Source organism: Azospirillum doebereinerae (assembly GCF_003989665.1).
GTDB lineage: Bacteria > Pseudomonadota > Alphaproteobacteria > Azospirillales > Azospirillaceae > Azospirillum > Azospirillum doebereinerae.
In genome coordinates this window covers 84,384-94,582 of the sequence record NZ_RZIJ01000011.1, presented here as the reverse complement: position 1 = coordinate 94,582, position 10,199 = coordinate 84,384, and the positions used below count along the sequence as shown (strand labels likewise).

The window sequence follows — 10,199 nt, the reverse complement described above, 5'->3', positions numbered from 1 at the left end:
GGCGCGGCCGGGCGCGCTTCGGGCGGGGTCGGGCGCCGGCCGTCAGGGCGTGTCCGTGCCGGCAACCCCCGCGCGCTCCAGCTCCGCCTTGATGACGGCCGCCAGATCCTCGATGCGGTAGGGCTTGGGCAGCACGGGCAACCCGTCCAGCCCGGCGCGGTCCTCGCTGTAGCCGGTGGTCAGCACCACGGCCAGACCGGGCAGCAGCCGACGCGCCGCCCGCGCCAGGGCGACGCCGTCGATCTCGCCCGGCATCACCACGTCGGTGAACAGCAGATCCACCGCCTCGCCCCGTTTCAGCCGGTCCAGCGCCTCCTCGCCGCTGGCCGCGCGGATCACCCGGTAGCCCAGATCCTCCAGCGCCGCCATGATGACCGGCGCCACCACCGGATCGTCCTCCACCAGCAGCACGCGGGCGTCGCCGCCCGCCGTCACGGCCCGGCGCGGCAGTTCCCTCGCCGTCGCCCCTTCCTTCGCGCAGGGCAGCAGCAGCGCCACGGTGGTGCCCCGGCCCTCGACGCTTTCCACGGTGGCGTTGCCGCCGGACTGCCGGCAGAAGCCGTAGACCTGGGCCAGCCCCAGCCCGGTCCCCTTGCCCATCGGCTTGGTGGTGAAGAAGGGTTCGAAGACGCGGTGCAACGCCTCGGGCGCGATGCCGCGCCCGCTGTCGCGCACCCAGACCTCCACGAAGGATCCGCTCAGCCCCTCGTCGCCGTCCAGCTCGACGTTGCCGGCGCCGATCACCACCCGGCCGTCCGTCGGGATGGCGTCGCGGGCGTTGGTCGCGAGGTTCAGCACGGCCAGCTCGAACTGCACCGGGTCGGCCGTCACCGCCCACAGCCCGGCCTGGAGGTCGAACTCCAGCTGGATGTCGGCGCGCAGCGCCCGGTCCAGGAAGCTGCGCATGCCGAGCAGCCGGTCGCGCACGTCGAAGATCTCCGGCTGGAGGCTCTGACGCCGCGAGAAGGCCATCAACTGGCGGATCATGCTGGCGCCGCGATCGACCGCCTGCCGCCCGGAATCGAGGATCTTCTCGACCCCCGCGACATGGCCGGCGCGCCGACCGATCAGTTGCAGGCAGCCCGACATGGCCTGGAGCAGGTTGTTGAAGTCGTGCGCCATGCCGCCGGTCAACTGGCCCACCGCCTCCATCTTCTGCGACTGGCGCAGCTGCTCCTCGACGCGGCGCTGCTCGGTCACGTCGCGGCCGGTGGCGTACCAGCCGTCCTCCATCGCCGCGACGATCCAGTCGACCAGCCGGTATGAGCCGTCGCGCAGGCGCATCCGCACCTCCATGGCCGCGTTCAGACCCTTCAGATGCTCGTCCAGGCGCTGGAAGACGCCCCGGTCGTCGGGATGCACGAAATCGGCCACACGGGCGCCCGTCATGTCGGCCTCCGCATGGCCGAACTCGCGCACCCAGGCCGGGTTGACCGCCTTGAAATGCCCCTCGCGGTCGATGACGACGAGAAGGTCGCGGGAGGTCTGCCACAGCCGGTCCCGCTCGGCGACGGCGGCCTCGACGCGCTGTTCCAGCGTGTCGTTCAACTGGTGCAGCGCCTTGTCCGCCGCCGCCTTGGTCATCGCGGCCCAGGTCCGGTCGGTGACGCCGCGCGCGAAGGCGATCTCCTCCTCGGTCCACGCGTAGGGCTTGTCGTAATGCAGGAAGAAGACGCCGGACAGCCGGCCCTCGTCCAGCAGCGGCACGTTCAGCAATGACCGGATGCTCAGCGCCAGCAGTTTCCGGCAGTCCGTCGCCGTGCGCGGATCGCGGGTCACGTCGGTGATGGCAACGACCTCGCCGCGCAGCAGGTCGGCGAAATAGGTTCCGTAATCCGCGAAACTGTGAGGGCCGACGACGCTGGGGATGTCCGGATCGGCGCGCCAGTCCCGCTCGACGACGACGGAGCATCGTTCCGGGTCGGCGACGGCGTAGCCGGCCCGCAGCGACGCCATCGTGGTGCCGACGATCTCGGCCGAGGCGAACGCGACGTCCGCCGCCTCGTCCAAGGCGCGCAGACGGTCGCCGAGGTCGAGCAGCGCGTTCTGGTACAGTTCCGCGACCTTGCGCTGCTCGATGTTCACCAGCACGCCGGGGAAGCGCAGGGCCTTGCCGTCCGCGTCCGTGATCACATGGCCGTTCGCCTCGACCCACAGATAGGAGCCGTCCAACTGACGCACGCGGTATTCCGCACGGTACCGTCCCCCCTGCGCCAGCGCGGCGGCGATCTTCGCCCGGACACCCGGCTCGTCCGTGGGGTCGATGGACTTGACCACCTCCGCCAGCGGCACCCCCCGCTCCATCGCCGCCGGGTCGAGCGAGAAGGTGCGCGCGAAGCGGGCGTCGGCGGTGAAGCGGTCCTCCACCACGTCCCACACCCAGGTGCCGTGCACGGCGCCCGCCTCCAGGGCTAGATGGATGCGCTCGTCCGCCCGGCGCGCCTGCTCGGCGGCCCGCATGCGGTCGGTGATGTCCACCACCTGGACGTAGAAGCCGTCCACGCCCCCCTCGGCCGTCCGGCGGGGGATGTAGAGGATGTTGCAGTCGCGGCGGTTTCCGTCCTTGTCCGGCAGGTAGCCGTCGTAATCGACCAGTTCCCCCGCCAGGGCGCGTTCGATCTGGGGCAGGCGGTCGCGGTACGCCTCCTCCCCCACCAGATCGCGCAGGTGGAGTCCGACGATGCGGTCGTGCGGGACGCCGAACCAGGTTTCGTAATGGCGGTTGGCGAAGCGGTAGCGATGGTCCGCGCCCACGACGGCGATCAGGATGGGCAGGGCGTCGGTCATCTGCCGCAACTCGTCGACGGCCGCTTGGGCGGCGTCCTCGGCCATGCGCTGTCCGGTGCGGTCGCGGAAGACCTTCACATAGCCGACATGGGCGCCCTGGCGGTCCAGCAGCGGCGTCATCTGCCCCTGCGCGTAGAAGCGACCGTTCTTGTTGACGTGCCAGCGTTCGTCGCTGACGTGGCCCATCTCGCGGGCCAGCGTCATTTCGTGCTCGGGCCGATGGTTGGCGATGTCCTCCGGCGTGAAGAACAGGGTCGCGGCGTCCCGGCCCAGCGCCTCCGCCTCGCTCCAGCCCAGATTGTTGACGGCGCCGCTGTTCCACCCGATGATCCGGCCGTCCAGATCGGTGGTGACGATCGCGTGTTCCGTGACGCTTTCCAGGACGGAGAGGGCCTGGTCGCCCGCCTCCTCGTCGGTCGGCAGGTTCAAGGCGGCGCGCAGCCGCGCGGCCTGCACCCGCAGGCGCTCGATCTCCTCCTCGACAACCCGCAAGGCCGCCCTGTTCGTCTTTGGGTCCGCCATGGGAGAGTCCTTTTGCCAACCGTCGACAGGCGGAGGCAATGTTCAGAGCCGCAATCGATTCTGTATGACACAACCTCGGCCTAGGACAATAGCCCTTCACTCCATTGGTTCCGCGACGCGGCCGGCGGCGCACCCATGCGCCGCCGCTGCGGGGCCGACCAAACGATTCCCACGGCGGCGGCGCATCCGTTTGGCTGTCCTCAACGACCGTCGGGAGCCCGATCCGTCAATCCCCGGTCCGCCAACCCCCGGTCCGCCAACCAATGAGCGACCGGCGCGCGCGTGTCGTCGCCCGACGCCTCGCTCCAGCCCGGCGCGACGCCGTTCATGTCGGGCAGGCGGTGGGCGATGCCCTTGTGGCAGTCGATGCAGGTGCGCTGGCCGGTGAACAGGTATTGCTGGTGGATGCGGGCCGCCCGCGCGCCCTGCTTGGTGATGTCCATGGAATCGGCGGTGTGGCAGTTGCGGCATTCCAGCGAGTTGTTCGCCTTCAGCCGCGCCCATTCATGCTCCGCCAGCTCGCGGCGCATCGCGACGAACTTGTCGCGGGTGTCGATGGTGCCGAAGATCTTGCCCCACACCTCCTTGGACGCCTGCATCTTGCGGGCGATCTTGTCGGTCCATTTGTGCGGCACGTGGCAGTCCGGGCAGGTCGCCCGCACGCCCGAGCGGTTGGTGAAGTGGATGGTCTGCTTCATCTCCTCGTAGACGTTGTCGCGCATCTCGTGGCAGCTCGTGCAAAAGGCCTCGGTGTTGGTCACCTCGAGCGCGGTGTTGAAGCCGCCCCAGAACATCACCCCGGCGACGAAGCCGCCCAGCGTCAGGAAGCCCAGGCTGAGATACCGGCTGGGGCTGGCGATGGTCCGCCAGCAGCGCCGCACGAACTCCGGGATCGGCAGCCTCATTGGTGCCCCCCGCCCTCGGAGGGACGGCTGAGCAGGCTGTCGATGTCCTTGAAGGTGTTGGGCACGATGGGCTGCGCCACCGTCTGCGGGACGTGGCACTGCATGCAGAAGTAGCGGCGCGGCGAGACCCCGCCCAACGTCTGGCCCTCGCGGTCGACGTAATGGGTGATGCTGATCATCGGCGCCTGCGATCCCTCGGTGAAGCGGCGGCTGTGGCAGGTCAGGCACTGGTTGTTGTTCAGGCTGATCTGGTAGTCGCGCACGTTGTGCGGGATGACCGGCGGCTGTTCGGGGTAGTTGCGGACGACGCGGCGGTCGTCGGTGACGTCGGCCGGGATCGGCGGCGCCGGGTTCTCATCGACGAAGTTGACCGGCGGGCGCCAGGGATCGTCCAGGCGCTTGGGCTGGGCGTCGATTCCGCTGCCCCCTTGGGAGCCGCCCAGGGAACCGCTTTGCGCGGACAGCAGGGCGGGGACGCAGAAGGGCAGCACCGCCAGGATGGCGAGGTGGATGGCACGCATGGCAGGGCTCCTCCCTCAGACCGCGACGATCTTGACGGCGCATTTCTTGTAGTCGGTCTGCTTGCTGATCGGATCGGTGGCGTCCAGCGTGCACTTGTTGATGAGCCGCCCGGAATCGAACCACGGCACGAAGACCACGCCGCGCGGCGGCTTGTTGCGGCCGCGCGTCTCCACCCGCGTCCGCATCTCGCCGCGACGCGACGCCACCGTCACCTCCGAGCCGCGCCGCAGGCCGCGCGCCTTGGCGTCGTCGGGGTGCATGAACACCATCGCCATCGGCATCGCCTTGTACAGCTCGGGCACCCGCATGGTCATCGAGCCGGAATGCCAATGCTCCAGCACGCGGCCGGTCACCAGCCACAGGTCGAACTCCTTGTCGGGAACCTCGGCCGGGCCTTCGTAGGGGAAGGCGAAGAGGTTCGCCTTGCCGTCCGGATTGCCGTAGAACCTGACGCCCTCCCCCGCCTTGACGAAGGGGTCGAGCCCCTCGCGGTAGCGCCAGCGCGTCTCCTTACCGTCCACCACCGGCCAGCGCAGGCCGCGCACCTCGTGGTAGGTGTCGAAGGGCGCCAGATCGTGCCCGTGGCCCCGGCCGAAGCCGGCGTACTCCTCGAACAGCCCCTTCTGCACGTAGAAGCCGAAGGCCCTGGATTCGTCGTTCTGGTACTCAGGGTTCAGCTCCGACACCGGGAAGCGGTCGACGTTGCCGTTGCGGAACAGCACGTCGAACAGCGTCTTGCCGCGATAGGCGGGGTTGGAGTCCAGCGTCTCCTTGGGCCAGACCTCGTCGGTGGTGAAGCGTTTGGAAAACTCCATGAGTTGCCACAGATCCGAGCGCGCCTCGCCGGGCGCGGTGACCAGTTGGTGCCAGAAATGGGTGCGGCGCTCGGCGTTGCCGTAGGCGCCTTCCTTCTCCACCCACATGGCGGCGGGCAGGATCAGGTCGGCGGCCGACGCCGTCACCGTCGGGTAGGCGTCGGAGACGACGATGAAGTTGGCCGGGTTGCGGTAGCCGGGGTAGGTCTCCTGCTCGGTGTTGGGCGCCGCCTGGAGGTTGTTGTTGACCATGATCCAGAAGGCGTTGAGCTTGCCGTCCTTCAGCATGCGGTCCATCAGCACGGCGTGGTAGCCGATCTTGCCGGGCAGATGGTCCTTGGGCAGCTTCCACGCCTCCTCGGTGTGGGCGCGGTGGGTCGGGTTGTTGACCTGCATGTCGGCGGGCAGCCGGTGGGCGAAGGTGCCGACTTCGCGCGCCGTGCCGCAGGCCGACGGCTGGCCGGTCAGCGAGAACGGGCTGTTGCCGGGCTCCGAGATTTTTCCGGTCAGCAGGTGGATGTTGTAGACCATGTGGTTGACCCACACGCCGCGCACGTGCTGGTTGAAGCCCATGGTCCACAGCGACATGACCTTGGTCTTCGGGTCGGCGTAGAGTTCGGCCAGCGCCAGCAGACGTTCCTTGGGCACCTTGGTCAGTTCGGACGCGTATTCCAGCGTGTAGGTGCTGACGAACTTGGCGAAGGCGTCGAAGTCGATCGGCTTGGAATCGGTCGGGTCCTTGGCGTTGGCCGCGCGCACCTCCAGCACGTTCTCCGGGCGCAGGCCATAGCCGATGTCCTTCTGGCCCAGGCGGAAGTTGCAGTGCTTGTCCACGAACTCCTTGTTCACCCGGCCGGTCTGGATGATGTGGTTGGCGATGTAGTTGAGGATCGCCAGATCGGTGCCCGGCTCGAAGATCATCGGGACGTCGGCCAGCTCGAAGCTGCGGTGCTCGAAGGTCGAGAGCACGGCCACCTTGACGTGCGGGTGGGCCAGCCGGCGGTCGGTGATGCGCGTCCACAGGATCGGGTGCATCTCCGCCATGTTGGAGCCCCACAGCACGAAGGCGTCGGCGTGCTCGAAATCGTCGTAGCAGCCCATCGGCTCGTCCATGCCGAAGGTGCGGATGAAGGCGACGGCGGCCGACGCCATGCAGTGGCGGGCGTTGGGATCGAGGTTGTTGGTGCGGAAGCCGCCGCGCATCAGCTTGGACGCCGCGTAGCCCTCCCAGATCGTCCATTGGCCGGAACCGAACATGCCGACCGAGTCCGGCCCCTTTTCCTTGATGGCGCGCTTCCACTGCTTGGCCATCTCGTCGAAGGCGCGGTCCCAGGAGACCGGCTGGAACTCGCCCTCCTTGTGGTACTGGCCGTCGCGCATGCGCAGCAGCGGCTGGGTCAGCCGGTCCTTGCCGTACATGATCTTGGAAAGGAAATAGCCCTTCACGCAGTTCAGGCCCCGGTTGACCTCCGCCTGCATGTCGCCGTGGGTGGCGACGACGCGGTTGTCCTTGGTCGCCACCATGACCCCGCAGCCGGTGCCGCAGAAGCGGCACGGCGCCTTGGACCATTTCAGCGACGCGTCCTCGCCCGCCACCATCGAGGTTTGGGCCATGGCCGGCAGCCCGATGCCGCCGGCCGCCGCCGCGGCGGCCACCGCCTGCGCCTTGATGAAATCGCGACGATCCAGCATGGACGTCTCCTCCTTGCGTTCGTTTTTCGGTCGTCCTGTCGGTCCGGCGCTCCGCCGTTCAGGCGGACGGCGCGGTGTCCGCGACGGTTTCGAGGTGGTGGAAGACCATGACCGCCGACAGCACGCCGTCGAGCAGGTGGAGGGAGGTCATCCGGTCGGCGATCCAGCCCTCGTGCGGTCCTTCGACCGTGACCACCATCTTGCCCTGCTGCTCGATGTGGATTTCCACCCCCGGCATGGCGGCGACGGTGGCGCGCACGGCGGTCCGGCACTCCGGCCGGACGTGCAGCAGAAGCGAGGCGAGGTGGTGTTCGTTGCCTCGGGCGGAGCGCGTCGGCGGTTCGGCGGGGGGTTCGGCGTCAAAGGGCATGGGGGTCTCCCGGCTGGCTGCCAAGCTGGCTGTTGGGCGTCTGGCGGTTGGGCGTCTGGCGGCGAAGGGTGACGGCGTCGGCCGGACAGGCGCCCACGCAGGCGCCGCAGCCGGTGCAGGCGGCGTCGTCGATGGTGGCGTGGGCGGCCCCGCCCGGCGCCGGGATGAAGCGGATCGCCGATTCCGGGCAGGCGTCCTGGCAGCTCCGGCACACGACCCGCCGGGCCGCCAGACAGGTGTCGGCGACCGTGGCGACCAGCGACCAGGGGGCGCCGCTGCGGTCGAAGATCGGCTCCGGACAAGCCTCGGCGCAGGCGCCGCAGAAGCTGCATTCGCCGAGCGCGAAGTCGGCCTCCGGAAAGCCGCCGTCGCCGGGGCGCAGGATGGCTTCGGGGCAGGCGTCCGCGCAGGCGCCGCAACGGCTGCACAGGTCGGTGAAGAACTCGGGCCGGGACCAGGGGGGATGGATCGGGGCGGGCGCGTCGCTTCGCCGGCCCCGCAGGAAGCCCCGCCGTCCCAGATCGACCGTGTCGGCGGTCATAAGGCCCCCTCCCGTCAGACCGGCGGCGGTCCGGGCGGTCCCAGAATCATTTGCGACATCCAGACGAGGAACCCGTAGCCGCCGACGACGGCGATGGACAGGACCGGCCAGATCAGGATGGCCAGCAGGACGAACATGGCGACATCGCGCCGCTTCGTCCCGGTTCCGGGAGGGTCGTTCCGGTCCGGCACCAGACGAGGTCGTGGTCCGGAAGGTTTGCCGCTCGATGAAAAATGGCTCATCCGTCGCGCCTTTCTGCTTAATTTTTTGGCAGCGCTGCAACCGACAAATGTATGATCCTTCCCATTACGGGAAGTCACCCTGAGGAGGCACCCCTTCCGATAGGCTCTCGGCAAACCCGACCGTTTTCGGCAAGGGGATTTTCCCGCTTCCACGGTTGAGTTTCGCCATGGGAACCCTCAGCATCCCCGGCCCGGCTCTCCCCACCGCCGCAAACGAGGCACCCGATGACCCGCACCGTCGCCGAGAAACGCGCCGTTTTCCGCGCCCTTCACCATCAGGGCTGCTTCGTGATGCCCAACCCCTGGGACGTCGGCAGCGCCCGGATGCTTCAGCACCAGGGCTTCTCCGCCCTGGCCTCGACCAGCACCGGCTACGCCTGGAGCACCGGCCGTCCCGACTACGCGGTCACCCGCGACGACGTTCTGCGACATTTAGCCGCACTGTGCGGCGCGGTCGATCTGCCGGTCAACGCCGATTTCGAGAACGGATTCGCGACCGAACCCGAGGGGGTGGCGGCCAACGTCGCGCTGGCCCTGGAGACGGGAGTCGCCGGGCTGTCCATCGAGGACCGCGACGGCAACGCGCCCGACCTCTACGACCTCGCGCTGTCGGTGGAGCGCATCCGCGCCGCGCGGGACGCCATCGACCGCTCGGGCGAGAACGTCGTGCTGGTGGCGCGCACCGAGGGGCTGCTGATGGACCCGGACGCCCTGGCGCCCTCCATCGACCGGCTGGTCGCCTTCGCCGAGGCGGGCGCCGACTGCCTCTACGCGCCGGGCATCCGCGACAAGGCCGGCATCGCGGCGCTGGTGCGCGCCGTGGCGCCCAAGCCGCTCAACGTCGTGATGATGCGCCCCGGATTGAGCGTCGCCGAGCTGACCGATCTCGGCGTGCGGCGCATCAGCATCGGCGGGGCGCTGGCGCGGGTCGCCTGGGGCGCCATGCTGGCGACGGTCGAACGGATCAAGGCCGGCTCCTTCGACGGTCTGGCCGGCGGGACGCCGGGCAAGGAGCTGGACGACGTCTTCGCCAGCTTCTCGCCCGAACCGCCGCCGTGACGCGCGCTTCCGGAATTTCATCCCGCAATGAGGGTTGGAACCATTCAAATCACCGATTCTTGTAACGAATGGCTTTCAATTCCCGTCATGTTTGACAAATTTCAACGATGCGTCCCAATGGTGGATTGATGTTTGACATATACACGTTGAAAGAAGAATAGTCCCCCCAGGTTTGCAGCCAACCGGGAGGGAGCCAGCATGTCCGACGCACAGTCCCAGCCAGCCACGGGACCAACCCGCCGCGACGTGCTCGCCGGCATGGCCGGGGTGGCCGCCGTGGCGCTCGCCCCGTCCACCGCCGCCGCCTGGGCCGACGAGACCGCGACCCGGCGGCTGCTGGCCTCGGCGCGGCTGACCGGCATCGAGCTTGGCGCCTCTTATCTCGATCTGGTGCAGGTCGTCTGGGCCACGCTGGCGCCGACCTACGGCGCCCAGGATCTGGACCGGCTCGTGCGGGTGGTGAACGACGCGCCGGCCGGCGCCCCGCTGACCGAGATTCTCCTCAAACAGGGTCTGCTGCCCGCCGCGCAGGCGTTGGCCAGCACCTGGTACACCGGCGCCAGCGCCGCCGACGGCGGGCAGACGGTGCTGTTCTACAACGACGCGCTGATGTGGCGCTCCTGCGCCTTCACCAAACCGCCGGCCACCTGCGGCGGCCCGTTCGGCTATTGGGAACAGCCCTACCAGCCCACGCTGACCGCGCCCATTTCGCCCACCGCATCGACCGCCACCAAGGCGTGAGGA

9 protein-coding genes are annotated in these 10,199 nt (G+C 68.9%); 2 read left to right on the top strand and 7 right to left on the bottom strand.

Going from position 1 to position 10,199, the window contains the following annotated elements; genetic code table 11:
* Positions 1-42: 42 nt before the first annotated feature.
* The 7 genes from EJ913_RS15320 to napE form a co-directional block, all read right to left on the bottom strand.
* A complete protein-coding gene (locus EJ913_RS15320) occupies positions 43-3,309 on the bottom strand; it encodes a PAS domain S-box protein (RefSeq protein ID WP_126999342.1) in 3,267 nt (1,088 codons plus the stop codon).
* Between the two features lie 200 nt (positions 3,310-3,509).
* Positions 3,510-4,214: a cytochrome c3 family protein gene (locus tag EJ913_RS15315; protein WP_126999340.1), complete on the bottom strand. Its 705-nt coding sequence runs from the start codon at positions 4,212-4,214 to the stop codon at positions 3,510-3,512.
* Positions 4,211-4,735, bottom strand: coding sequence for a nitrate reductase cytochrome c-type subunit (locus EJ913_RS15310; RefSeq protein WP_126999338.1), 525 nt, complete (start codon positions 4,733-4,735; stop codon positions 4,211-4,213). Before EJ913_RS15310 ends, EJ913_RS15315 begins: the two co-directional genes overlap by 4 nt.
* A gap of 15 nt (positions 4,736-4,750) precedes the next feature.
* Positions 4,751-7,243, bottom strand: a complete 2,493-nt coding sequence (napA, locus tag EJ913_RS15305; RefSeq protein WP_126999336.1) for a periplasmic nitrate reductase subunit alpha — start codon at positions 7,241-7,243, stop codon at positions 4,751-4,753.
* A 58-nt stretch (positions 7,244-7,301) separates the two neighbouring features.
* Positions 7,302-7,613 carry a chaperone NapD gene (locus tag EJ913_RS15300; protein WP_126999334.1) on the bottom strand — a complete coding sequence of 104 codons (312 nt, stop codon included), beginning with the start codon at positions 7,611-7,613 and terminating at the stop codon, positions 7,302-7,304.
* Positions 7,603-8,154, bottom strand: coding sequence for a ferredoxin-type protein NapF (gene napF, locus EJ913_RS15295; RefSeq protein ID WP_126999332.1), 552 nt, complete (start codon positions 8,152-8,154; stop codon positions 7,603-7,605). The genes EJ913_RS15300 and napF overlap by 11 nt, the downstream gene beginning before the upstream one ends.
* Positions 8,155-8,168: 14 nt before the next feature.
* Positions 8,169-8,396, bottom strand: a complete 228-nt coding sequence (napE, locus tag EJ913_RS33015; RefSeq protein WP_126999331.1) for a periplasmic nitrate reductase, NapE protein — start codon at positions 8,394-8,396, stop codon at positions 8,169-8,171.
* Positions 8,397-8,621: 225 nt separating this feature from the next.
* On the opposite strand from napE, the gene EJ913_RS15285 reads away from it, so the two are divergent.
* Both EJ913_RS15285 and EJ913_RS15280 read left to right on the top strand, forming a co-directional pair.
* The gene (locus EJ913_RS15285; RefSeq protein ID WP_126999329.1) at positions 8,622-9,455 is read left to right on the top strand and encodes an isocitrate lyase/PEP mutase family protein; all 834 of its coding nucleotides are present in this window, start codon (positions 8,622-8,624) and stop codon (positions 9,453-9,455) included.
* Positions 9,456-9,653: 198 nt separating this feature from the next.
* Positions 9,654-10,196 carry a sugar dehydrogenase complex small subunit gene (locus EJ913_RS15280; protein ID WP_126999327.1) on the top strand — a complete coding sequence of 181 codons (543 nt, stop codon included), beginning with the start codon at positions 9,654-9,656 and terminating at the stop codon, positions 10,194-10,196.
* The last annotated feature ends 3 nt before the right edge of the window (positions 10,197-10,199 follow it).

Coding starts and splice junctions, on each gene's coding strand:
- EJ913_RS15320 (WP_126999342.1), bottom strand. CDS start 3,309: ATGGCGGACCCAAAGACGAACAGGGCGGCCTTGCGGGTTGTCGAGGAG.
- EJ913_RS15315 (WP_126999340.1), bottom strand. CDS start 4,214: ATGAGGCTGCCGATCCCGGAGTTCGTGCGGCGCTGCTGGCGGACCATC.
- EJ913_RS15310 (WP_126999338.1), bottom strand. CDS start 4,735: ATGCGTGCCATCCACCTCGCCATCCTGGCGGTGCTGCCCTTCTGCGTC.
- napA (WP_126999336.1), bottom strand. CDS start 7,243: ATGCTGGATCGTCGCGATTTCATCAAGGCGCAGGCGGTGGCCGCCGCG.
- EJ913_RS15300 (WP_126999334.1), bottom strand. CDS start 7,613: ATGCCCTTTGACGCCGAACCCCCCGCCGAACCGCCGACGCGCTCCGCC.
- napF (WP_126999332.1), bottom strand. CDS start 8,154: ATGACCGCCGACACGGTCGATCTGGGACGGCGGGGCTTCCTGCGGGGC.
- napE (WP_126999331.1), bottom strand. CDS start 8,396: ATGAGCCATTTTTCATCGAGCGGCAAACCTTCCGGACCACGACCTCGT.
- EJ913_RS15285 (WP_126999329.1), top strand. CDS start 8,622: ATGACCCGCACCGTCGCCGAGAAACGCGCCGTTTTCCGCGCCCTTCAC.
- EJ913_RS15280 (WP_126999327.1), top strand. CDS start 9,654: ATGTCCGACGCACAGTCCCAGCCAGCCACGGGACCAACCCGCCGCGAC.